This is a genomic window from Curtobacterium luteum (genome assembly GCF_001475545.1).
GTDB classification, from domain to species: domain Bacteria; phylum Actinomycetota; class Actinomycetes; order Actinomycetales; family Microbacteriaceae; genus Curtobacterium; species Curtobacterium luteum_A.
On sequence record NZ_LDQC01000020.1, the window covers coordinates 1 to 22,553 of the forward strand.

18 protein-coding genes and 1 tRNA gene are annotated in these 22,553 nt (G+C 72.3%); 15 read left to right on the top strand and 4 right to left on the bottom strand.

What is annotated here, in order from left to right:
- Positions 1-85: 85 nt before the first annotated feature.
- Entirely contained in the window at positions 86-1,183 is a 1,098-nt protein-coding gene (locus tag NS184_RS03175; protein WP_058724699.1) for a VIT1/CCC1 transporter family protein, read from the top strand.
- A 12-nt stretch (positions 1,184-1,195) separates the two neighbouring features.
- On the opposite strand, the gene NS184_RS03180 is transcribed toward NS184_RS03175, so the two are convergent.
- Positions 1,196-1,735, bottom strand: coding sequence for an HdeD family acid-resistance protein (locus NS184_RS03180; RefSeq protein WP_193750379.1), 540 nt, complete (start codon positions 1,733-1,735; stop codon positions 1,196-1,198).
- 229 nt (positions 1,736-1,964) lie between these two features.
- On the opposite strand from NS184_RS03180, the gene exaC reads away from it, so the two are divergent.
- Genes exaC through NS184_RS03195 form a run of 3 tightly spaced genes read left to right on the top strand, consistent with a single transcriptional unit; the run spans position 1,965 to position 5,159 of the window.
- Complete coding sequence (gene exaC, locus NS184_RS03185) at positions 1,965-3,506, top strand: acetaldehyde dehydrogenase ExaC (protein ID WP_058724701.1); 1,542 nt, start codon at positions 1,965-1,967, stop codon at positions 3,504-3,506.
- Positions 3,506-3,934 (top strand): DUF779 domain-containing protein, encoded by a 429-nt coding sequence (locus tag NS184_RS03190; RefSeq protein ID WP_058724702.1) that lies wholly within the window; start codon positions 3,506-3,508, stop codon positions 3,932-3,934. The genes exaC and NS184_RS03190 overlap by 1 nt, the downstream gene beginning before the upstream one ends.
- 52 nt (positions 3,935-3,986) lie before the next feature.
- Positions 3,987-5,159, top strand: a complete 1,173-nt coding sequence (locus NS184_RS03195) for a GAF domain-containing protein (RefSeq protein WP_058724703.1) — start codon at positions 3,987-3,989, stop codon at positions 5,157-5,159.
- A gap of 88 nt (positions 5,160-5,247) precedes the next feature.
- Here the strand turns inward: NS184_RS03195 and NS184_RS03200 are convergent, their stop codons facing one another.
- Positions 5,248-5,745 carry a hypothetical protein gene (locus tag NS184_RS03200; protein ID WP_058724704.1) on the bottom strand — a complete coding sequence of 166 codons (498 nt, stop codon included), beginning with the start codon at positions 5,743-5,745 and terminating at the stop codon, positions 5,248-5,250.
- Positions 5,746-5,902: 157 nt separating this feature from the next.
- Here NS184_RS03200 and NS184_RS03205 point away from each other — a divergent pair, with 157 nt between their 5' ends.
- The 4 genes from NS184_RS03205 to NS184_RS03220 all read left to right on the top strand — a co-directional run bounded on the left by NS184_RS03205 (position 5,903) and on the right by NS184_RS03220 (position 8,842).
- A complete protein-coding gene (locus tag NS184_RS03205) occupies positions 5,903-6,586 on the top strand; it encodes a response regulator transcription factor (RefSeq protein ID WP_058724713.1) in 684 nt (227 codons plus the stop codon).
- Positions 6,583-8,097 (top strand): sensor histidine kinase, encoded by a 1,515-nt coding sequence (locus tag NS184_RS03210; protein WP_058724705.1) that lies wholly within the window; start codon positions 6,583-6,585, stop codon positions 8,095-8,097. The genes NS184_RS03205 and NS184_RS03210 overlap by 4 nt, the downstream gene beginning before the upstream one ends.
- A gap of 7 nt (positions 8,098-8,104) precedes the next feature.
- Positions 8,105-8,188 (top strand) — tRNA-Leu (locus NS184_RS03215).
- Positions 8,189-8,236: 48 nt separating this feature from the next.
- Positions 8,237-8,842 (top strand): ANTAR domain-containing response regulator, encoded by a 606-nt coding sequence (locus NS184_RS03220; RefSeq protein ID WP_022903868.1) that lies wholly within the window; start codon positions 8,237-8,239, stop codon positions 8,840-8,842.
- A gap of 265 nt (positions 8,843-9,107) precedes the next feature.
- Here the strand turns inward: NS184_RS03220 and NS184_RS03225 are convergent, their stop codons facing one another.
- The gene (locus NS184_RS03225) at positions 9,108-9,476 is read right to left on the bottom strand and encodes a PaaI family thioesterase (RefSeq protein WP_058724714.1); all 369 of its coding nucleotides are present in this window, start codon (positions 9,474-9,476) and stop codon (positions 9,108-9,110) included.
- A 101-nt stretch (positions 9,477-9,577) separates the two neighbouring features.
- On the opposite strand from NS184_RS03225, the gene polA reads away from it, so the two are divergent.
- The 7 genes from polA (at position 9,578) to NS184_RS03260 (ending at position 21,025) form a co-directional block, all read left to right on the top strand.
- The gene (gene polA, locus NS184_RS03230; protein ID WP_058724706.1) at positions 9,578-12,247 is read left to right on the top strand and encodes a DNA polymerase I; all 2,670 of its coding nucleotides are present in this window, start codon (positions 9,578-9,580) and stop codon (positions 12,245-12,247) included.
- Positions 12,248-13,085: 838 nt separating this feature from the next.
- Positions 13,086-14,765, top strand: a complete 1,680-nt coding sequence (locus NS184_RS03235; RefSeq protein ID WP_058724707.1) for a DUF885 domain-containing protein — start codon at positions 13,086-13,088, stop codon at positions 14,763-14,765.
- A 261-nt stretch (positions 14,766-15,026) separates the two neighbouring features.
- Positions 15,027-16,490: a 30S ribosomal protein S1 gene (gene rpsA, locus NS184_RS03240; RefSeq protein ID WP_058724708.1), complete on the top strand. Its 1,464-nt coding sequence runs from the start codon at positions 15,027-15,029 to the stop codon at positions 16,488-16,490.
- 96 nt (positions 16,491-16,586) lie between these two features.
- Positions 16,587-17,189 carry a dephospho-CoA kinase gene (gene coaE / locus NS184_RS03245; protein WP_058724709.1) on the top strand — a complete coding sequence of 201 codons (603 nt, stop codon included), beginning with the start codon at positions 16,587-16,589 and terminating at the stop codon, positions 17,187-17,189.
- Positions 17,186-18,304, top strand: coding sequence for a BPSS1187 family protein (locus NS184_RS03250; protein WP_058724710.1), 1,119 nt, complete (start codon positions 17,186-17,188; stop codon positions 18,302-18,304). Before coaE ends, NS184_RS03250 begins: the two co-directional genes overlap by 4 nt.
- Before the next feature lie 22 nt (positions 18,305-18,326).
- Positions 18,327-19,823 carry a class I adenylate-forming enzyme family protein gene (locus NS184_RS03255; protein ID WP_058724711.1) on the top strand — a complete coding sequence of 499 codons (1,497 nt, stop codon included), beginning with the start codon at positions 18,327-18,329 and terminating at the stop codon, positions 19,821-19,823.
- Complete coding sequence (locus tag NS184_RS03260) at positions 19,820-21,025, top strand: acyltransferase (RefSeq protein ID WP_058724712.1); 1,206 nt, start codon at positions 19,820-19,822, stop codon at positions 21,023-21,025. The genes NS184_RS03255 and NS184_RS03260 overlap by 4 nt, the downstream gene beginning before the upstream one ends.
- A gap of 214 nt (positions 21,026-21,239) precedes the next feature.
- Here the strand turns inward: NS184_RS03260 and NS184_RS03265 are convergent.
- On the bottom strand, positions 21,240-22,553 hold a 1,314-nt coding region (locus tag NS184_RS03265; RefSeq protein ID WP_206556252.1), incomplete at its 5' end, for an MFS transporter.

Genomic DNA, 22,553 nt, shown 5'->3' on the forward strand with positions numbered 1-22,553 from the left:
GGCCTCCTCCCCGCAGCCGCCCCGGTGACGTCCGCCCCGTCCGCCCCGCGGCCGACGTGACCACCTCCTCGCGCGACCGGGCAGGATGGGTGCTGTGAGCCTCCAGGACGACACCGTGTCAGCACCCACCGGGGCCGACGTCCGACGGTGGCGCCGCTACCTCGCGGACGAGCGCGCGGAGGCCGCCGTCTACCGGAACCTCGCCGCGCGTCGCGACGGCGAGGAGCGCGAGATCCTCGCCGCCCTCGCGGAGGCGGAGGGACGGCACGAGCAGCACTGGCTCGACCTCCTCGGCGACCGGGTCGGTCGACCGCAGCGCGGGAGCCTGCGCACCCGGGTCCTGGCGTCGCTCGCGAAGCGGTTCGGTTCGGTGTTCGTGCTCGCGCTCATGCAACGGGCCGAGGACCGCTCGCCGTACGCGGACGACGACGACGCCACCGCCCGGATGGCGGCCGACGAACGCATCCACGGCGAGGTCGTCCGCGGGCTCGCGAACCGCGGCCGGATGCGCCTGTCCGGGACGTTCCGAGCCGCCGTCTTCGGCGCGAACGACGGCCTCGTCTCGAACCTCGCGCTCATCATCGGCATCAGCGCCTCCGGGGCCGACCGCCACTTCGTCCTCCTGAGCGGCATCGCGGGGCTCCTCGCCGGTGCGCTGTCGATGGGCGCGGGCGAGTACGTGTCGGTCCGGTCGCAGCGCGAACTGCTCGAGGCGTCGGCGCCGCACCCCGAGGCCGGACGTGCGGTGGCGGACCTCGACGTCGACGCGAACGAACTCGCGCTCGTCTACCGGGCGCGGGGGATGGACGAGGCCGCGGCGCACGCGCACGCCGCCGAGGTGATCGCCGGGCTCGGAGGGTCCGCCGACACCGGGTCCACGCCGACGCGCGACGAGCACGAGGCGATCGGCAACGGGATGAGCGCGGCGCTCTCGAGCTTCTGCTTCTTCGCCTCCGGCGCGGTCATCCCGATCCTGCCGTACGCCTTCGGACTCGAGGGTTGGCCGGCCATCACGGTCGCCGGTGTGCTCGTCGGGATCGCGCTGCTCGGGACCGGGGCGGTGGTCGGGGTGCTCAGCGGTGCCTCCCCGCTCAGGCGGGCGCTGCGGCAGCTCGCGATCGGGTTCGGCGCGGCGGTCGTGACGTACGGGCTCGGGCTGCTGTTCGGGACGGGCGCCGCGTAGCCGCGGTGCCCGTCAGCGTCGGGCGGCCGCCCGCGGGGGGAGGAGCAGCAGCGCGGCGGCGCCGACGACGACCAGGGCGATGCCGGCGAGCACCGTGAAGACCGCCAGCGCGAGGGTGGGGGCGAGCAGCACCGCGACGCCGCCGAGGACCGACAGCACGCCGCTCACCGCGGTCGGGACGCGGGACGACCCGGGATGTCCGACGACCGCGCCGACGATCGACACGGCACCCTCCACGATGAACCCGACGCCGGTGAGCACCGCGTACACCACGAGTGGCACGGCGGGGTCGACCAGGCAGAGCAGCCCGGCGAGGCCGACGAGCACGCCGACGACGCCCGACGACCACCGCCAGACCGGTGCCGTCCCGTGGCCACGGACCGCGGCGAACACCCGGAGGGCACCCGACACGACGAGGTAGACGCCGAACACCACCGCGAGGAGCGCGAGCGTCGGGCGTGGCCAGACCACCGCGACGATGCCCAGGGCGATCGCGACGACGGCGGTCACGACGACGAAGACGCGGAACGTCCGGACGGCACGAGAGTCCACGAGCACTCCTTCCCTGGTCGGCCGCGGTCGGGCCTGCTCGGAACCGACGCTACCGCGACCGACGGCGGCCGGTTGCGCAGGCGCCGCTGTCCAGCCCGGCCCTCGCTGCTCCGCCCGGGTGCCGGTCGCCCGGCCACCGATCGTGCAACCGGATGCAACCCCCGCGGTCGTAGCGTGCGGGCAGGCGCGGACCCAGCGCCGCCGACAACGTCGTCGAAAGGTGTCCACCATGACCATCGCACCGTCACCCGCCACCTACGCCGCCCCCGGCGAGGAAGGGTCGCTCGTCGAGTACCGGTCGCGCTACGACCACTTCATCGGAGGGGAGTACGTCGCCCCGGCGGGCGGACAGTACTTCGAGAACCCGACCCCCGTCACCGGCAAGGTCTTCTGCGAGGTCGCCCGCGGCGACTCCACGGACGTCGACCGGGCCGTCGAGGCAGCGTGGAGGGCGTTCCCGGCGTGGAGCCGAACGAGCGTCGCCGAGCGCGCCGGGATCCTCAACAGGATCGCCGACCGCATGGAGGACCAGCTCCAGATGCTCGCGGTCGCGGAGACGTGGGAGAACGGCAAGCCGATCCGTGAGACCCTCGGCGCGGACATCCCGCTCGCGATCGACCACTTCCGGTACTTCGCGGGCGCGATCCGCGCGCAGGAGGGCTCGACGGGGGAGATCGACCACGACACCGTGGCCTACCACTTCCACGAGCCGCTCGGCGTCGTCGGCCAGATCATCCCGTGGAACTTCCCGATCCTCATGGCGGTGTGGAAGCTCGCTCCGGCCCTCGCCGCGGGCAACTGCGTCGTGCTGAAGCCCGCGGAGCAGACCCCCGCCTCGATCCACGTGCTCGTCGAACTCATCCGCGACCTGCTCCCGGCCGGGGTGCTCAACGTCGTGAACGGCTTCGGCATCGAGGTCGGCGCACCGCTCGCCCAGCACCCGGACATCCGGAAGGTCGCGTTCACGGGCGAGACCACGACGGGCCGGCTCATCATGCAGTACGCGTCGCAGAACCTCATCCCGGTCACGCTCGAGCTCGGCGGCAAGAGCCCGAACGTCTTCTTCGCCGACGTCGCGCAGGAGCGGGACGCCTTCTACGACAAGGCACTCGAGGGCTTCGCGTTCTTCAACCTCAACCAGGGTGAGGTCTGCACGTGTCCGTCACGGGCGCTCGTGGCGGAGGAGATCTACGACGGCTTCGTCGCGGACGGACTCGACCGGGTGCGCGCCGTCAAGCAGGGCCACCCGCTCGACCCGGCGACGATGATCGGGGCGCAGGCGTCGAACGACCAGCTCGAGAAGATCCTGAGCTACATCGACATCGGCAAGCAGGAGGGCGCGAAGCTGCTGACCGGCGGTGAGCGGGCCGACCTCGGCGGTGAGCTGTCCGGCGGCTACTACGTCACGCCGACGATCTTCGAGGGCGACAACTCGATGCGGATCTTCCAGGAGGAGATCTTCGGCCCGGTCCTGGCGCTCACGTCGTTCAGCGGGTACGACGACGCCATCCGGATCGCCAACGACACGCTGTACGGGCTCGGGGCCGGCGTGTGGAGCCGCGAGGCCACGACGCTCTACCGCGCCGGACGGGACATCCAGGCCGGCCGTGTGTGGTCGAACACGTACCACCAGTACCCGGCGGGCGCGGCGTTCGGCGGGTACAAGCAGTCCGGCATCGGGCGCGAGAACCACAAGATGATGCTCGAGCACTACCAGCAGACGAAGAACCTCCTCGTGTCCTACGCCGAGGGCCCGATGGGCTTCTTCTGATGACGGACGTCCACGGCGGGGCGGCGGCCCGGCCCGCCACCGCCCGCGTGGCGGTCACGCCGGCGGCGGGGGAGCTCCTGCGGTCCCTCGCCGCCCGGCACGGCCCGCTCATGTTCCACCAGTCCGGCGGCTGCTGCGACGGCTCGAGCCCGATGTGCTACCCGGTCGGGATGTTCCGCACCGGCCCCGGTGACGTGCTCCTCGGCGCGCTGGACGTCGACGGCACCGACCCGGTCGAGGTGTACATGTCCCGCTCGCAGTTCGAGTACTGGAAGTACACGCACCTCACGATCGACGTCGTCGACGGCCGTGGTGCGGGCTTCTCGCTGGAGGTCCCGGAGGGCAAGCGGTTCCTGACACGGTCGCGGATGCTCACCGACGACGAACTGCTCGACCTGGGTCTGGCCCCGGCGAGTGGTCGGACGTAGGCTGACCGCACCAGCCGCGACGATGCGGTCGGGGTTCCGGACAGGAGGGCATGTGCGCGCACCGTCCGGGCTCCGTCCGCTCGTCGCCGAGTCGTGGCAGCGGTCCGCCCGCGTCGACCCGGACGGCCTCCCCGAGGTCGCGCTCGGTGACGACGAACTCGACGCCCTGCGCCGTGCCGGCCCACTCGGGACCGCGCTGCCCGTGGTCCGTCGCCTGCTCCTCGACGACGCCCGGTCCGCCGGGTGCATCGTCGCCGTGACGGACGCCGCCGGGCGACTGGTCTGGGTCGAGGGTGCGCGCCGGGCCCGCAGCGCGGCGGAGGGGATGGGGTTCGTCGCGGGCGCCGACTGGGCCGAGGAGCACGCGGGCACGAGCGCTCCGGGGACCGCGCTCCGGCTCGGTCGCCCCGTCCAGATCCGTGCCGAGGAGCACTACGCGACGGCCGTGAAGGCGTTCTCCTGCACGGCGGTCCCGCTCCGCGACGCCTCGGGTCGCGTGATCGGTGCGCTCGACCTCACGGGCGACGAACGCGCGGTCGAGCGGCACACACTCCCGCTGCTCACCGCGACCGCGGCTGCCGCCGAGGCCGAACTCACCCTCGCCGCGCTCCGCCGCCCCGTCGCTCCGACGCCCCGTCCGACCCCGACCGGTCTCGACCTGCTCGGCTCGGACACGGCGACGCTCCGGACCGCCTCCGGCAGCGTGCGGCTGTCCGAGCGGCACTCGGAGATCCTCGCCGTGCTCGCCGCCGCGCCGGCCGGGCTCGCGGCCGCGGACCTCGCGGTCGCCGTCTACGGCGACGTGCAGGCGGTGACGACGTTGCGCGCCGAGGTGGTCCGGCTCCGACGGGTGCTCGCGGACCACGCTCCGGACGCGCGTCTGACGTCGCGGCCCTACCGTCTGTCCGGGATCCGGACCGACGTCGACAGCGTGCTGTCCGCGCTCGACCGCGGGGCGCGCCTCCAGGCCGTCGACCGGTACACCGGGCCGGTCCTCCCCGGGTCCGCGTCACCGGGCGTCGACGACCTGCGCGACCGGGTGCGCTCCCGGTTCCGGGAGGCGCTGCTCGCCGACGGCGGCGTCGACGCGCTCCAGGCGTGGGCACGCACGGCAGACGGTGCTGCCGACGAACAGGTCCTGCGCGCGCTGCTCGCGGTCCTTCCGCGTCGGTCGCCGCGTCGGGCAGGCGTGGTCGCTGCGATCGAGGCGATCGACCGTCCTTGAGACACCCGGGTGGACGGCCGGGAGGCGCGGCACGCGTCGGCGCGTCGGCCGACGGTGCGCGCCTCCCGCACCGGGTGCGGTCACCCGGTCAGGACCCCGTCGTCGGTGCGGGCGTGGCGGGGCCGCTCTCGGTCGGTGCCGTGCCGTCCTCCGGTGCGGCGGGCGGGGTCGGTGCCTTCCCGTCCTTCGGCGGGGTCGGTGCCTTCCCGTCCTTCGGCGGGGTCGGTGCCTTCCCGTCCTTCGGCGGGGTCGGTGCCTTCCCGTCCTTCGGCGGGGTCGGAGCCTTCCCGTCGGCGAGCGGGCCGGCGACGCACCCGGGGGCCGCTGCGGGTCCGGCGGCGCCGTCCTGGTCGGCCTTCGGCGCGCCGCTGGGTGCACCCGTGGGGGCGCCGCTCGGAGCCCCGCTGGGCGCACCGGAGGGGGCGCCGGACGGTGCCACGGTCGGTGCACTCGGAGCGGCCATCGCCGCCGTCACGCCGACCCCGCCGAGGACCAGCACCGCTGCCGCGGCGGCGCCGATGCCGACCGCTCGGAGGGTCCGGCGTCGGCGGCCGGCGACGGGCTGGTCGTCCTGTTCGTGCTGCATGGTGTCTCCTGTTCGTCGAGCGACGGGTCCGGTCGGACCGCCGCGGAGGAGACGCTCGGATCCGAATCTGAAGCAGGACTGAAGCATGTGCGGCGCACAGGGTTTCTCCAGGCCGTTCCAGGCTCCGTGATGGCGGTGCCGACCTACGGTGTCCGCCGTGAACGCACCCGCACGCATCCTCGTGGTCGAGGACGACGACTCCCTCCGGACCGCGGTGGCGACGACCCTCCGCGCCGAGGGCTTCGTCGTCGCCGAGGCCGCGGACGGCCGGAGCATCGCCGAGGACCTCGACCGGACGGCCCCCGACCTCGTGCTCCTCGACTGGATGCTCCCCGGCCCGAGCGGCATCCTGCTCGCCGCACGGATCCGTGCCCGGTCGGACGCCGCCGTCGTGATGACGACCGCGCGCGACGAGCTCGATGACCGGCTGCGCGGGTTCGCCGAGGGTGCGGACGACTACGTCGTGAAGCCCTTCGCGATGGCCGAACTCGTCGCCCGCGTGACGGCGGTGCTGCGTCGGCGCGGTCGGGTGCCGTCCGTGATCGAGGTGGCGGACCTCGTCCTGGACCCCGACGCGTCGACGGTCCGACGCGCCGGCGTCCTGCTCGACCTCACCGCGACGGAGTTCCGGTTGCTCCGGTTCCTCGCCGAGAGCCGCGGGCGCACGGTCTCGAAGGCGCAGATCACGACGCAGGTCTGGGGCTACGAGGACATCGCCCCGAACGTGGTCGAGGTCCACCTCAGCGCACTGCGCCGGAAGATGGAGGCCCACGGCCCCCGCCTCGTGCACACCGTGCGGGGGCTCGGGTACCGACTCGCGGTCGACCGGGGTGCCGCGTGAGCAGGGACGTCCTCGCAGCCGGGCGACCGCTCCGCACGACGTCCCTCCGGCTCCGCACCGTCGTCGCAGTCACCGTGCTGCTGGCCGTGCTGCTCGCGGGACTCGTCGTGGCGGTCGAGGCCGTCCTCGGCGCCCGGCTCACGGCGCAGGTCGAGGACCGACTGCGCGACCGGGCGTCGGCGGCCGCCGCGCTCGTGGGGGTGCTCGACGCGGACGACCTCGCCGACCGGCTGTCGGCGCAGGGGCTCTCGGTCCGCATCGTCGAGCCCGACGGCGCCGCCGTCGAGGCCGGACCCACGCCGGACCAGTTGCGGAAGGGTCCGCCGGACCCGGGCGGGCTGCCGGGACCCGCTGCGCAGGCGGACGCCGCGGGCACGGGACGAACGGCGGCCACCGGGTCCTCGGCCGCGGGCTCGACCAGCACGTCGACGGCCGGCACACGGATCACGTCGTCCTCCGTGCAGGACGACGACGGCGTGCTGACACTCCGCTCGGGCCTGGCCGACGGGACGGAGATCACCCTCACCGCCGGGACCCGCGACGTCCAGGAGACCCTCGCGCAGCTCGGCTGGGTGATGGGCGGCGCGTCTGCGGCGTTCCTCGGCGTCGCGGTCATCGGTCTCGTCCTCGTGGTGCGCCGCACCATGCGACCGCTCGACGAGATGACCGGAGCGGCACGCTCGATCGCCTCTGGGGACCGCGGTCGGCGGCTCCGCCCGGAGCGGACGGACACCGAGATCGGACGGGTCGCGCTCGCGTTCGACGAGATGCTCGACGCCGTCGAGGGCGCGGAGGCGAAGGCCGTCGCCGCCGAGGAACGGGTGCGCGGGTTCCTCTCCGACGCCGCGCACGAGCTCCGGACCCCGGTCGCCGGCGTCCGGGCAGCCGCCGACACGCTGGTCAGGAACGGTGCCGCGGACCCCGCGACGAACGAGGAGCTCGCGGTCCACGTCGTACGGCAGGCGGACCGTGCGGCCCGGCTCGTCGACGACATGCTGACGATGGCCCGCCTCGACCGCGGGATCGCCCTCGACCGGCGGCCGACCGACCTCGGGCCGTGGCTCGTGGCAGAGGTGGACCGGCTGCGGCTCCGGCTGCCAGCGACGACCGTCGAGACGACCGTGCCCGGGCACCCGGTCGTCGCCGACGTCGACCCGGACCGGCTCGCCCAGGTCGTCGGCAACCTCGTCGACAACGCCGCGCGGGCCGCGGGGACGGGCGGTACCGTCCGCCTCACGTTGACGGACGAGCCCGGGGAAGCAGTCGTCCGCGTCGAGGACGACGGCCCGGGCATCCCGACGTCCGAACGGGAGCGGGTGTTCGAGCGGCTCGTCCGGCTCGAGGCGTCCCGGGACGTCCGTTCCGGCGGCGCCGGACTCGGGCTGCCGATCGCGCGGGGCATCGCCGAGGCGCACGGCGGGTCGCTCGCGCACGCCGGACGACGCGACGGCCAGGGCGCCGCCGTCGGCCTCCGTGGCGCCGTGTTCGACCTGCGGGTACTGCTAGCCTGATGTCCTCGCGAGTGTGGTGGAACGGTAGACACGGGGCACTCAAAATGCTCTGCCTCACGGCGTGCGGGTTCGAATCCCGCCACTCGTACCAGGGCCTGCCCAGCAAGGAGTGCAGGCGATTTCTAGTAAGGTTCCGTTCGTGAGTGACACAGAAGCAACCCCAGCAGCACCGCGTCGCGTCGTCGTCGCCGAGGACGAGTCGCTCATCCGCCTCGACATCGTCGAGATCCTCCGCGACAACGGGTTCGACGTCGTCGGTGAAGCGGGTGACGGCGAGACCGCCGTGCAGCTCGCCACCGACCTCCGCCCCGACCTCGTCGTGATGGACGTCAAGATGCCGCAGCTCGACGGCATCTCCGCCGCCGAGAAGCTCTCCAAGAACCACATCGCTCCCGTGGTCCTGCTCACGGCGTTCAGCCAGAAGGACCTCGTCGAGCGCGCGACAGAGGCCGGTGCCCTCGCCTACGTCGTCAAGCCGTTCACCCCGAACGACCTGCTCCCCGCGATCGAGATCGCCCTCTCGCGCCACCAGCAGATCATCACGCTCGAGGCCGAGGTCGCGGACCTCGTCGAGCGCTTCGAGACCCGCAAGCTCGTCGACCGCGCCAAGGGCCTGCTCAACGAGAAGATGGGCCTCACCGAGCCCGAGGCGTTCCGCTGGATCCAGAAGGCGTCGATGGACCGCCGCCTGACCATGCACGACGTCGCCAAGGCGATCATCGAGCAGCTCAGCGCCAAGAAGTAGCGACCCCGTCGCTCGCACGAGAGCGCCGTCTCCCCTCGGGGAGACGGCGCTCTCCTCGTTCGTCGTCACCACACGACCGCCGGGAGGCACGGTGCGCGCCCGCCACGGGCCTCCCGTCCGGCACGCCCGGGTGTGGGCGCCGTGGGCGCACGACGTGTCGCTGTCCCCGCCGCGAGGCGACACGTCCGGCGCCCAGCGCGGACGCAGGCGGGGTGTCGTGACCGCTCGTCGACGCGCGTGGGGCGTGCTCGACGGTGCGGTCGGGTCAGCGGGCGTCGCGGATCATGTTGGTGATGCGCACGGTGGAGCAGCGCCGCCCCTGGTCGTCGGTGAGGACGATCTCGTGCGTGGTGAGGGTGTTGCCGAGGTGGATCGCGGTGCAGGTGCCGGTGACGGTGCCGCTCGTGGCACTGCGGGAGTGCGAGGCGTTCAGTTCGATGCCGACGGCGTAGCGCCCGGGGCCGGCGTGGACGTTGGCGGCCATCGAGCCGAGGCTCTCCGCGAGGACGACGTACGCGCCGCCGTGGAGGAGTCCGACCGGCTGCCGGTTGCCCTCGACCGGGATCGTCCCCACCGCGCGCTCGGCCGTGAGCTCGGTGATGACCATGCCCATCTTCTCGGCGAGCTCGCCCATGCCGCGCTCGGCCAGGCGGCCGTCGACCGTCGTCGTGGTGGTCGTGTCGTCGGTCACGCGCGCAGGACTCCCGTGTCGGATGGCGTCGGTAGGCTGTCCGGGTGTCGGACTCCGCAAAGCCTACCCTCATGGTCATCGACGGCCACTCCCTCGCGTTCCGGGCGTTCTACGCGCTCCCGGTCGACAGTTTCGTGAACCGCGAGGGGCAGCACACGAACGCCATCCACGGCTTCATCTCGATGCTGCTCATGCTCCTCCAGCGTGAGAAGCCGACCCACCTCGCGGTCGCGTTCGACATCTCCCGGTTCTCGTTCCGCACCCGTGAGTACGAGGACTACAAGGGCACCCGCTCCGAGACCCCGCCGGAGTTCAAGGGGCAGATCCCGCTCCTGCAGCAGGCGCTCGAGGCCATGGGCATCACGACGGTGACGAAGGAGGACTACGAGGCCGACGACATCCTCGCCACCCTCGCCCGCCAGGGGGCCGAGCAGGGCTACCAGGTGTACGTCGTCTCCGGAGACCGCGACTCCATCCAGCTCGTGAACGACGACGTCACGCTGCTGTACCCGTCGGTCCGCGGTGTCTCCGAGCTCACCCGCTACGACCGCGACAAGGTGTACGAGCGCTACGGCATCGAGCCGCACCAGTACCCGGACATCGCGGCCCTCGTCGGCGAGACCAGCGACAACCTGATCGGCATCGACAAGGTCGGCGAGAAGACCGCCGTCAAGTGGATCAACCTCTACGGCTCGCTCGACGGGGTGCTCGAGCACGCCGACGAGATCAAGGGCGTGGTCGGCAACAACCTCCGCGAGCAGAAAGACCGCGCGGTCCGGAACCGCAAGCTCAACCGACTCGTCAACGACGTCGAGCTGCCGGTCGGCCCGGCCGACGTCGCACTCCGCCCGCTCGACGAGCAGGCGGTCCGCGACCTCTTCGCCAAGCTCCAGTTCCGCACCCTGCTCGATCGCGTGTTCAAGGTCGCGGGCACCGGAGAGCCGTCCGAGCCGACCGCGGCCGAGGGCGGTGTCGACGACGGTGCCCCGACGCCGCCGAAGGTGACCACGATCATCGACGAAGAGCTCGGGTACTGGCTCGAGCGCAAGGCGAAGGACGCGGCGAACGGCTTCGGCGTCGCGGTCGAGGTCATCGACGGCCGTCTCAGCGCGATCGGCATCGCGACCCACGACGACGCCGTGCTCGTCCCCGGTGGCAGCGGTGCGAAGGACTACGAGCAGCTCGCGGCGTGGTTCGCCTCGGACGCCCCGAAGCACTTCCACGACGCCAAGACCGCGATCAAGGTGCTCGGAACGGTTGGCTTCACGGTGAACGGCCTCGCCGGCGACGCCCGGATCCTCGGGTGGTTGGCGCAGCCCGGCAAGCAGGGGCAGCCCCTCGCCGACCTCGTGTACCAGGAGCTCGGCGAGGAACTCCCCATCGCCGACCCGAACCAGCTCGTGCCCGAGACCGACCCGGTCAACGTCGGGGTGCACGCCTGGTACGTGCTCCGCGTCACGACCGCGATCCGCGCCCGGCTCGACGAGTCCTCGCTGCGGGTCCTCGACGACATCGAGCTGCCGCTCGTGCACGTCCTCGCCGCCATGGAGACCACCGGCGTCGCGATCGACCGGCCCGTCCTCACGAACCTGTCGCACGAGCTGGGGGAGCGCGCCGCCGACCTCGCCCAGCAGGCCTTCGCCGAGATCGGGCACGAGGTGAACCTGGGCTCGCCGAAGCAGCTCCAGGAGGTCCTGTTCACCGAGCTCGCGATGCCGAAGACCCGCAAGACCAAGACCGGGTTCTCGACCGACGCCGCGAGCCTCGCCGACCTGCAGGAGCAGCACCCGCACCCGTTCCTCGGGCTGCTGCTCCAGCACCGCGACGCCACGAAGCTCCGCCAGATCGTCGACACCCTCGACGCCGCGATCGTCGACGGCCGCATCCACACCCGGTACGAGCAGACGGGCAGCAGCACGGGCCGGATCTCCTCGACCGACCCGAACCTGCAGAACATCCCGGTGAAGACCGCCGTCGGCCGCAGGGTGCGCTCGGCGTTCGCGGTCGCGGAGCCGTACACGACGCTCATCACCGCGGACTACTCGCAGATCGAGATGCGGATCATGGCGCACCTCTCCGGCGACCCGGGGCTCATCCAGGCCTTCAACGAGGGTGAGGACCTCCACCGCTTCGTCGGCGCGCGCGTCTTCGGCGTCGAGCCGGCGGACGTGTCGCCCGAGATGCGCACGAAGGTCAAGGCGATGTCGTACGGCCTCGCCTACGGACTGAGCGCCTTCGGCCTGTCGAAGCAGCTGCGCATCGAGCAGTCCGAGGCACGGACGCTCATGACGGAGTACTTCGCGCGCTTCGGTGCCGTCCGCGACTACCTCCGCAACGTGGTCGAGCAGGCCCGCGAGGACGGCTACACCGAGACGATCTTCGGTCGCCGCCGGCCCTTCCCGGAACTCAAGAGCCAGAACCGCGTCCTGCGCGAGAACGCCGAGCGCGCAGCGCTGAACGCCCCGATCCAGGGCTCCGCGGCAGACATCATGAAGATCGCGATGCTCGGCGTCGCGGCCGACCTGCGGGACGGCGACCTCGAGTCGCACCTGCTCCTCCAGGTGCACGACGAACTCATCCTCGAGGTCGCGCCGGGCGAGCAGGACCGGGTCGAGGAGATCCTCCGTACCCGCATGGGCGGGGCAGCCGAGCTGAGCGTGCCGCTCGACGTCTCGGTGGGCCTCGGACCGAACTGGGAGGCGGCGGCGCACTGACACCGGCGGGGCGCGTCGGCGGCGTGACCACACTGCGGACGGGCGCGGCCCGCTCGGCGGCGATGCGCTGACATCACGCTCTGTTGCACTGCACTGTGCTGTGCCGGACCGGTCCGGACCGGACCGGACCGGGTCGTGCCGCTGCGCTGCGCTGTGCTGCGCCAGACCGGACCGGACCGGGTCGTGCCGCTGCGCTGCGCTGTGCTGCCACGCTGAGCCGGGCCGCCGCGCTGCGCTGTGCTGCGCCGGGCCGCTGCGCTGCGCTGTGCTGCGCCGGGCCGCTGCGCTGCGCTGTGCTGTGCTGCGCCGGGCTGGCACGCTGAGCCGGGCCGAACGGGGCCGGGCCGGGCCGGGCCGGGTCGTGCCGCTGCGCAGTGTCCGCGCGAGAGGACGGAGCCGACCGGCACCGCGCCTCCCGTCCGTCGTGTGCGCACACCGCGCCGAGCGGGGCCGGTGCTCGGCGCGCCGCGCCCGATCCTTCCCAGTGCGTGCGCGATGGATGGCGGAACCGGGCGTACCTCGTCGCAACGGAAGACAAGGCATGCCCGGATGCGCCAGCCACGCCCGGAACCGCCGCCCACGCCCGGGACCGCCAGCCGCGCCCGGAAGAACACGCCGCGCCCGATCCTTCCCATTGCGTGCGCGATGGATGGCGGAACCGGGCGTACCTCGTCGGAACGGAAGACAAGGCATGCCCGGATTCGCCAGCCACGCCCGGATTCGCCAGCCACGCCCGGAAGAACACGCCGCGCCCGGGACCGCCGGCCGCGCCCGGGACCGCCAGCCGCGCCCGGGACCGCCGCCCATGCCCGGGACCGCCCTCGGTAGGGTCGATCGCATGAGTGAAGAGCGTCCTTCCCGTCAGCCCACCGCCGTCGACCGCGTCGCCGAGGACTGGGTGACCACCCTCGTCGACCTCGACCCGACCGTCGCCACGTACATCGGCGTGCCCGGGCGCACGGGGGAGTACGGCGACACCTCGCCCGCCGGTGCCACCGCGATGGCGGAGGCCGCCGCCGCGGCGAAGCGTGCCCTCGACGCCGCCGAGGCCACCGACGACGTCGATCGGGTCACGAAGGCAGACCTCGGCGCCGAGCTCGACCTGGTCGCCGAGTCATACGCGCGGAAGCTGCACCTCCGCGACCTCAACGTCATCGCCAGCCCCGCCCAGAACGTCCGCGAGGTCCTCGACCTCATGCCGACCGCCACCGAGTCCGACTGGCAGGACGTCGCGAGCCGTCTCGCCGCACTCCCGGACGCGCTCGAGGGCATCCGCGAGACCCTGCTCGAGGGCACCCGCGAGCAGGTCACGCCCGCGAAGCGTCAGGTCGCGCTCATCGCCGAGCAGGCAGCACGCACGGGCGCGCCGGACGGCATGTTCCGGCAGCTCGCCGACGGCGCCACCCTCGACGGCGGTGCCGCGCTGCCGGAGTCGCTGCGCGCCGACCTCGGCCGTGGCGCGGACGTCGCAGCGGCCGCGTACCGCTCGTTCGGGCAGTTCCTCGAGCACGAGCTGCTGCCGCTCGCCACCCCGGTCGACGCCGTCGGCCGGGAGGCCTACGAGCTGCACTCCCGCCGCTTCCTCGGGGCCACGGTCGACCTCGACGAGACCTACGCGTGGGGCATCGAGGAGCTCGCTCGGATGCGCGAGGAGCAAGAACGCATCGCGGACCGCATCGAGTCCGGTGCGAGCGTCGCCCGGGCGATCGAGGTGCTCGACCAGGACCCCGCCCGGATCCTGCACGGCACCGACGCCCTGCAGCGGTGGATGCAGGAGACGAGCGACGAGTCGATCCGCGAGATGGACGGCAAGTACTTCGACATCCCGGACCCGATCAAGCGCCTCGAGTGCCGGATCGCGCCCACGCAGGAAGGCGGGATCTACTACACCGGCCCGTCCGACGACTTCTCGCGCGCCGGCCGGATGTGGTGGTCGGTGCCGCAGGGCGTGACCGAGTTCGGCACCTGGCGGGAGAAGACCACCGTCTACCACGAGGGCGTGCCCGGCCACCACCTGCAGATCAGCCAGGGCGTCTACAACCGCGGCGAGCTGAACACGTGGCGTCGGCAGCTGGCCGGGTCGTCCGGGCACGTCGAGGGCTGGGCGCTCTACGCCGAGCGCCTCATGGAGCAGCTCGGCTTCCTCGACGACGACGGCGACCGCCTCGGCATGCTCGACGGCCAGCGGATGCGGGCCGCCCGCGTCGTGCTCGACATCGGCGTGCACCTGCAGAAGACGAACCCGGACGGGGGTGCGTGGACGTGGGAGTACGCACTCGACTTCATGGGGCAGAACGTCAACATGGCGCCGGAGTTCGTCCGGTTCGAGGTCGCCCGCTACTTCGGGTGGCCGGGCCAGGCGCCGTCGTACAAGGTCGGGCAGCGCGTGTGGGAGTCCATCCGTGACGAGGTCGCCGCGCGCGAGGGTGCGGCGTTCGACCTGAAGTCGTTCCACCACCGCGCGCTCGCGCTCGGCAGCATCGGGCTCGACACGCTGCGGACCGCGCTCGTCGGCTGACGCTCCGCCGGGGCGCGACCACAGGACGGACGGGAGGCGCGGTGCGGGCCCGCACCGCGCCTCCCGTCCGCCCGTGCTCGGGTCCGGACGCGCCGCGACACGCCCGGTTGTGGCACTTCCTCCGGTGCGGTTAGACTTGTGCGGCGCAATCCGCGCCAACCAATCACACCGCTGTCCGGCTCGCCCTCGTCCGAGGCGCGGACCAGAGGGTCGCTCCCTCGCCGTACAGCCCGACTCATGTCCGTTCGGAGCAATCTCTACATGACAACCACCACGACCAAGGCTCCCAAGCAGGTCGCCATCAACGACATCGGCTCGGCTGATGACTTCCTGGCCGAGGTCGAGAAGACCCTGAAGTTCTTCAACGACGGAGACCTCATCTCCGGCACCGTCGTGAAGATCGACCGCGACGAGGTCCTCCTCGACGTCGGTTACAAGACCGAGGGTGTCATCCCCTCGCGCGAGCTCTCGATCAAGCACGACGTCGACCCCAACGAGGTCGTCGAGGTCGGTGACGAGGTCGAGGCCCTCGTCCTCCAGAAGGAGGACAAGGAAGGCCGCCTGATCCTGTCGAAGAAGCGCGCGCAGTACGAGCGTGCGTGGGGCGACGTCGAGAAGATCAAGGAGTCCGACGGCGTCGTGACCGGCACCGTCATCGAGGTCGTCAAGGGCGGTCTGATCGTCGACATCGGCCTCCGCGGCTTCCTCCCGGCCTCGCTCATCGAGCTCCGCCGCGTCCGCGACCTCACGCCGTACCTCGGTCAGGAACTCGAGGCGAAGATCCTCGAGCTCGACAAGAACCGCAACAACGTGGTCCTCTCGCGCCGCGCCCTGCTCGAGCAGACGCAGTCCGAGTCGCGCACCACGTTCCTCAACAACCTCCACAAGGGCCAGGTCCGCAAGGGCGTCGTCTCCTCGATCGTCAACTTCGGTGCGTTCGTGGACCTCGGCGGCGTCGACGGTCTCGTCCACGTCTCGGAGCTCAGCTGGAAGCACATCGAGCACGCCAGCGAGGTCGTCGAGGTCGGCCAGGAGGTCACCGTCGAGATCCTCGAGGTCGACCTGGACCGCGAGCGCGTCTCGCTGTCGCTCAAGGCGACGCAGGAGGACCCGTGGCAGGTCTTCGCCCGTACCCACGCGATCGGCCAGATCGCACCGGGCAAGGTCACGAAGCTCGTGCCGTTCGGCGCGTTCGTCCGCGTGGCCGACGGCATCGAGGGCCTCGTGCACATCTCGGAGCTCTCGAACAAGCACGTCGAGCTCGCCGAGCAGGTCGTCTCCGTCGGTGACGAGGTCTTCGTCAAGATCATCGACATCGACCTCGACCGTCGCCGCATCTCGCTCAGCCTCAAGCAGGCGAACGAGGGCGTGGACCCCGAGGGCACCGAGTTCGACCCGGCGCTCTACGGCATGCCGACCGAGTACGACGACCAGGGCAACTACAAGTACCCGGACGGCTTCGACCCGGAGACGAACGAGTGGCTCGAGGGCTTCGACACCCAGCGCACCGAGTGGGAGGCGCAGTACGCCGCCGCCCAGTCGCGCTGGGAGGCCCACAAGGCGCAGGTCGCGAAGACCATCGCCGAAGAGGCGCAGGGTGGCTTCGACCTCCCGGCCAGCGCTTCGTCGTCCGCCTCGTTCTCGGGCGAGTCGAACGGTGCGGGCACCCTCGCCGACGACGCCTCGCTCGCGGCGCTCCGCGAGAAGCTCAGCTCGACCAACTGATCGAGTCGCATCCGCGACCGGAAGCCCGGCACTCCCTCAGCAGAGGGGTGCCGGGCTTCCGGCGTTCTGCAGGGCGGCGCCGTTAGCCTGGTCGCCGTGCGCATCATCGGACTCACGGGGGGCATCGCCGCCGGCAAGTCGACGGTCTCGTCTCGCTGGGCGGAGCACGGGGCTGTCGTCGTCGACGCCGACCGGTTGGCCAGGCAGGCGGTCGCACCGGGGAGCCCCGGTCTGGCGCAGGTCGCGGAACGGTTCGGTCCGGGGGTGATCGCCGCCGACGGCTCGCTCGACCGCCCGGCACTCGGTGCCGTCGTCTTCGCAGACCCCGAGGCCCGGAAGGCGCTGGAAGGCATCACCCACCCGGAGGTCTGGCGGCTCGCCCAGCAGGCGTTCGACGAGGCCGCGGCCGCAGACCCCGATGCCGTCGTCGTGTACGACGTCCCGCTCCTCGCCGAGGCCGCCGGGTCCCGGCCGATCCGGTTCGACGCGGTCGTGGTCGTCGACGCGCCTGCGGCACAGCGCGTCGAACGGCTCGTCGAGCACCGCGGCATGGACCGTGCCGACGCCGGACGACGGGTCGCCGCGCAGGCGAGCGACGCCGAGCGTCTGGCCCTCGCGGACCACGTCGTCGACGCCACGGGAACGCTCGAGGACACGATCCGGTCGGCCGACGCGGTCTGGGCGCGGATCACCCGGTGAAGCACCGCCTCCTGCTCGCCGTCGCGTTCGTCCTGCTCCTCGCCATCGGGACGGGCACGGTCGTCGCGGCGAACGTCCTCGCTGCGCAGCGCCTCGCGGACGACGGACGGACGGCGGCCCAGGAACGCACACGAGGTGACGAGCACGGACCGGACGGGGAGTTCCACCGGTTCCGGTTGGGGTCGATCGCGGGGGAGCGGCTCGAGCCGAACCGGGACGACTTCGCCGCCCGGACCGACCGCGACGGCCCGCTGCTGCTCTTCCTCCCGGCGACCCGCGCGAAGCCGGCGCAGTACCAGCGGTTCCTCTCGACCGCGCTCGGCGACGGGTACCACGTGCTCGGGCTCGACTACTGGAACCTCGGCAAGACGCTCTCGGGGACGTGCGAGGCCGACGCACGGTGCTACGGCCAGGTGCAGCGGAACCGGTTCGACGGGAGCCGTCCCTCGCGGTTCAGCGAGGTCACGCCGGCCGGGTCGATCGTGTCCCGGTTCCGCAACGCGATCGAGTACCTCGACGACCACGATCCGGACGGCGGCTGGGGCCGGTTCGTCGACGTGCATGAGGACATCGACTGGTCGGACATCGTCGTCGCCGGGCACTCGCAGGGGGGTGGTGAGGCTGCGTACATCGCCCACATCCGGTCGGTCCGCGGCGCGCTCATGTTCTCCTCGCCCGTCGAGTCGCTCGGCGCGGTGCACGCGGCGTGGATGGACCGACCGGGTCGCACCCCGGTGGCCCGGATGTACGCGATCGACGACGTCCGCGACGAGTTCGGACCGCGCATCCGCGGCTCGTGGACCGCGCTCGGGCTGACCGGGTCGTCCGGGCCGTTCCGCACCGACACCGCGGCGCCGCTCGCCGGCGCGGACCCGCACGCGATCCTCACCGACCTCGGCCTCGGGGACCCCGGGCAGTCACACTCGCGGATCGTGAAGGACAGCACGCCGCTCGCAGCGGACGGAACCCCCGTGATGCTGTCGCTCTGGCAGTGGCTGCTGCACCGGTTCTCGAACACGCCCGGCGACCCCGCGGGGTCCGGTGGTCCCGCCGGACCGGGCTCCGGTGCGAGCACCCCGCCGGTGGAGGCCTCACGTTCCTCGGACCGGTCATAGCATCTCGCAATACGCTCAGGTCGTGCAGCCAGCAGCAGAGATCCCCGACCTGCGCGCCCTGATCGCCCGACGCGCCACCGAGGACGGTGACCGCGCGTTCCTCGAGGATGCGCGCTCCGACCGTGCCCTCACCTACCGCGGCCTCGACGCCGCCGTCTCGGCGTGGTCTGCCACGTTCGACGCCATCGGCGTGCCGGATTCGGGCGCCGTCCTCGTCGACCTCGGCGACCCGCTCGCCTTCGCGGTCGTGCACCTCGCCGCCGTGGCCTCTGGTCGCCGTTCGGTCCCGGTCGACACCGGGCAGCCCGTCGGCGAACCGGCCCGGCTCGCAGCGCTGATCGGCGGCGCCGGCCTCGTGGTCTCCGACCGCGACGAGGACGCCACGGTCGAGGGCGCACCGTCCTCCCGGATCGACGAGCACACCTTCCTGCCGACCAGCGTGCGGGACGGCGACGTGCCGGTCGAGGTCCTCGACGCCCCGGGCGAGGGCTCCGTCGTGCTCTTCACCTCCGGCTCGACCGGGACGCCGAAGGGGGTCGAACTACCGCAGTCGCAGCTGCTCGTCGTGGCCCGTGCGGTCGCGTCGCACAACGGTCTCACACCGGACGACCGCGGCTTCAACTCCCTCCCGCTCTTCCACGTCAACGCCGAGGTGGTCGGGCTCCTCGCGACCCTCGTCGCCGGCGGGACGCTCGTGCTCGACCGCCGGTTCCGCCGGACCGGGTTCTGGGAACTGCTGGCCGAGCGTCGGGTGACGTGGCTCAACGCCGTACCGGCGGTCCTCGCCGTGCTCGCGAAGACCGGTCCGCTCGACTTCCCCGAGGGACTGCGGTTCGTCCGGAGCGCCTCGGCGCCGCTGCCCGACCCCGTCCGGGACGCCCTCGGCGACGTGCCGCTCGTCGTGAGTTGGGGGATGACGGAGGGGGCGTCGCAGATCACCGCGACACCACTCGACGCCCCGGCCCGTCCGGGGAGTGTGGGGGTGCCCGTCGGCTGCGAGGTGCAGGTCCGCCGAGAGGACGGCAGCGTGGCCAGCCCCGACGAGGTCGGCGCGCTCTGGGTCCGCGGTCCGGGCATCGTCGACCACTACCTCGGCGGCCGGGCCGCAGAACGGTTCGACGCCGACCACTGGCTGAGCACCGGCGACGTCGGCTCGGTGTCGTCCGACGGATGGGTGTCCCTCGCCGGTCGCTCCGACGACGTCATCAACCGCGGCGGCGAGAAGGTGTACCCGTCCGAGGTCGAGGACGTCCTGCTCGGGGACGACCGCGTGCTCGAAGCCGTGGTGGTCGGCCGGCCCCACGACGTGCTCGGCGCTGTCCCCGTCGCCTACGTCATCGTGCAGCCCGACACCGTGGTCGACGCCGACGTGCTCGTCACCGACCTCGCGGCGCGTGCCGAGGCCGAGCTCACCCGCTTCCGCCGGCCGGTCGAGATCACGGTCGTCCCGGACCTGCCGCGGGCACCCACGGGCAAGATCCGACGCGCCGCCGTCCGGACGATGGCGGAGCAGCCGTGAGCACGGTCCCCGCAGCCACCGCGACACCGCCGGCCGATGCGTCGCCGACCCGCACCACCGACGGCCGCCCGCGGCACCTGTACGAGGTCGACGTCCTGCGCATCCTGACCTTCGCGTGCGTGATCGGCGTGCACACGACGAGCCACACCGCGGCCACCGACGACGTCGGGCTGTCCGCGCTGCTCGGCCTGCTGCACTTCACCCGCCTGGTGTTCTTCTCGCTCACCGCGTTCGTCCTCGTCTACAGCTACGAGATCCGACCCCGGCCGATGGCGCAGTTCTGGCCGAAGCGGTTCCTGCTCGTCGGGGTGCCGTACCTGGCGTGGTCGTTCGTGTACGTGGCGTCCGCGTGGCTGCTGAGCTCGACACGTCGCGGCGACCTGCCCGACCTCGTCCGGACGTACGCCGAGGGCATCGTCACCGGGGTCGCCTGGTACCACCTCTACTTCCTCCTCGTGACGATGCAGGTGTACCTCCTGCTGCCGGTCGTGGTGTGGCTCGTCCGGCGGACCCGAGGACACCACGTCACCGTGCTCGTGGTCGCGGCGGTCGTGCAGCTCGTCGTCTTCGCCGGGTACAAGTACTTCCCGGCGAGCGACGCCTGGCTGCACGGCTACCAGAAGCAGTTCTTCTTCTCGTACGTCTTCTTCATCGTGTCCGGGGCGATCGCGGCCGACCACGCCGACGCCTTCCTCCGGTTCATCCGGGTGCACCGGCGGGGCGTGCTCTGGGGCTTCGCCGCCGTCGGGGTCGGCACGCTCGGCGTCTGGACCGTCCAGGTCCTGCTCGGCCAGTCGCTGTACGCCGCCGGGACCCCGCTCCAGCCCGTGCAGGTCGTGTGGAGCGCTGCGGTCTTCGTCGGGTTCCTCGCGATCGGTGCGCGGTGGGCGGACCGCCGTCGTCGAGGGAGTCTCCTCGCCCGCGTGGTCGACTACGGCTCGGACCGCTCGTTCGGCATCTTCCTCAGCCACCCGTTCGTCATCTGGCTGCTGCTGTACGGCGACAGCTGGCTGGAGGGCCACGTCGCGAAGCCCTGGTTGACCCTCGTCACCTACGTGCTGGTGGTCGTGCTGTCGGTGGTGCTCACCGAAGCGTTCCGCTGGACCCCGCTGAGTGTGCCGCTGACGGGTCGACCGTCCCTCGCCTCGCGCGCGCAGCGCGAGGCGAGGGCACGGAAGCGAGCGGTGGCGGCCGCCGGCTGAGCCGGCCGCGTCTCGGACCGGAGGCTCGACACCCGACGGGTGCCGTGCCTCCAGGCCGTCAGGTGGTCGGCGCCAGGCCGTGGGTCCGGTCACCGCTGAGCCGGCCGCGTCTCGGACCGGAGGCTCGACACCGGACGGGTGCCGTGCCTCCAGGCCGTCAGGTGGTCGGCGCCAGGGCGTGGGTCCGGTCGGCCGGACCGCGAGCGGCGCCCGATCAGGCGCCGGTGCGCTCCGCCGCCGGCGTGCCGACCTCGAGTCGGCCGCCGACCGAGGTGAGCCGCTGCGGCTTCATCACCCAGGCGACGACTGCGGCCGCGGCGAGCAGCGCGCACGACAGGGCAAACGGCAGTTCCCAGCCCGACGCGTCGATCAGGGCCCCGAAGACGAACGGCGAGACGACGCCGGCGATCCCGAAGCCGGTGTTCATGAACCCGGACGCCGTCCCGGACCACTGCGGCGCGACGTCCATGGGGATCGCCCAGAGGTTCGCGTTGCACAGCTCGAGGAAGAAGAACGAGAGCGCGAGTGACACGGTCGCGACGGCGAGCCCCTGGCCGAACACGAGGGGGAGCAGGCAGAGCAGCGACCCGCCGAGCCCGACCACCAGGATGATCCTGCGGGCGTGCCGGGTGTCGCCGCCGCGGTGGATGAGCCGGTCGCTGAGCATCCCGCCGACCGTGTCGCCGACCACGCCGGCGAGGAGGACCCCGGACGTGAACCACGCGAAGGAGCTGATCTCGAGGTCGTACGTGCTGCTGAGGAAGGTCGGGATCCAGGTGAGGAACACCCAGAGGGTCCATCCGTAGCCGAAGTCCACGAACGTCACCGGCGCGATCTGCTTCGCCAGCTGGCGCCACGGCACCGGCGGACGGGTCGCCCGGGTCTCGACGGGCGGGAGCTCGGCCAGCTCGGCCCCGGTGATCCCCCTCGCCGACTCGGGTCGGTCGCGGAACCAGACGAACCAGACCACGCCCCAGCCGATCGACAGCAGGGCGGTGGCGACGAACGCCCACCGCCAGTTGCCGGTGCCCGCGATCACCCACGCGACGAGGAGCGGTGCGACCGCGTTCCCGAGCCGGGCGGCCGAGTGCACGACCCCCTGCGCGAAGCCGTTGCGGTCGCGGGGGATCCACCGGCTCATCGCCTGCGTCGCGGCGGGGAAGGCCGCCGCCTCGGTGAGCCCGAGGAGGAAGCGTGCCGCCGCGAGCGTCCAGAAGCCGACCGAGAGACCGGTCCAGAGCGTCGCGACCCCCCAGAGCACCGTGATGACGAAGAGGGACTTCCGCGGCCCGAACTTCTCGCTGATCGTGCCGCCGAAGACCTGGAGGAGGGCGTAGGGCAGGGCGAAGGCCGACACGACGAGACCGGCGGTGGTCTCGTTGAAACCGAACTCCTCGGTGATGTGGGGGAGCGCGGTCGAGATGTTGGTGCGGTCGATGTACGAGATCGCGTACATGCAGCAGAGGAGCAGGAGCACCTTGCCGCGGACGCGGCCGCGGAACGGCGTGCCCTTCGCGGGGGAGGGTGC

Bases quoted from the DNA above. Each gene is read 5' to 3' on its own strand.
- NS184_RS03190 (WP_058724702.1), top strand. From the start codon at position 3,506: ATGACGGACGTCCACGGCGGGGCGGCGGCCCGGCCCGCCACCGCCCGC.
- NS184_RS03235 (WP_058724707.1), top strand. From the start codon at position 13,086: ATGAGTGAAGAGCGTCCTTCCCGTCAGCCCACCGCCGTCGACCGCGTC.
- NS184_RS03225 (WP_058724714.1), bottom strand. From the start codon at position 9,476: ATGGGCGAGCTCGCCGAGAAGATGGGCATGGTCATCACCGAGCTCACG.
- NS184_RS03175 (WP_058724699.1), top strand. From the start codon at position 86: ATGGGTGCTGTGAGCCTCCAGGACGACACCGTGTCAGCACCCACCGGG.
- NS184_RS03200 (WP_058724704.1), bottom strand. From the start codon at position 5,745: ATGCAGCACGAACAGGACGACCAGCCCGTCGCCGGCCGCCGACGCCGG.
- rpsA (WP_058724708.1), top strand. From the start codon at position 15,027: ATGACAACCACCACGACCAAGGCTCCCAAGCAGGTCGCCATCAACGAC.
- exaC (WP_058724701.1), top strand. From the start codon at position 1,965: ATGACCATCGCACCGTCACCCGCCACCTACGCCGCCCCCGGCGAGGAA.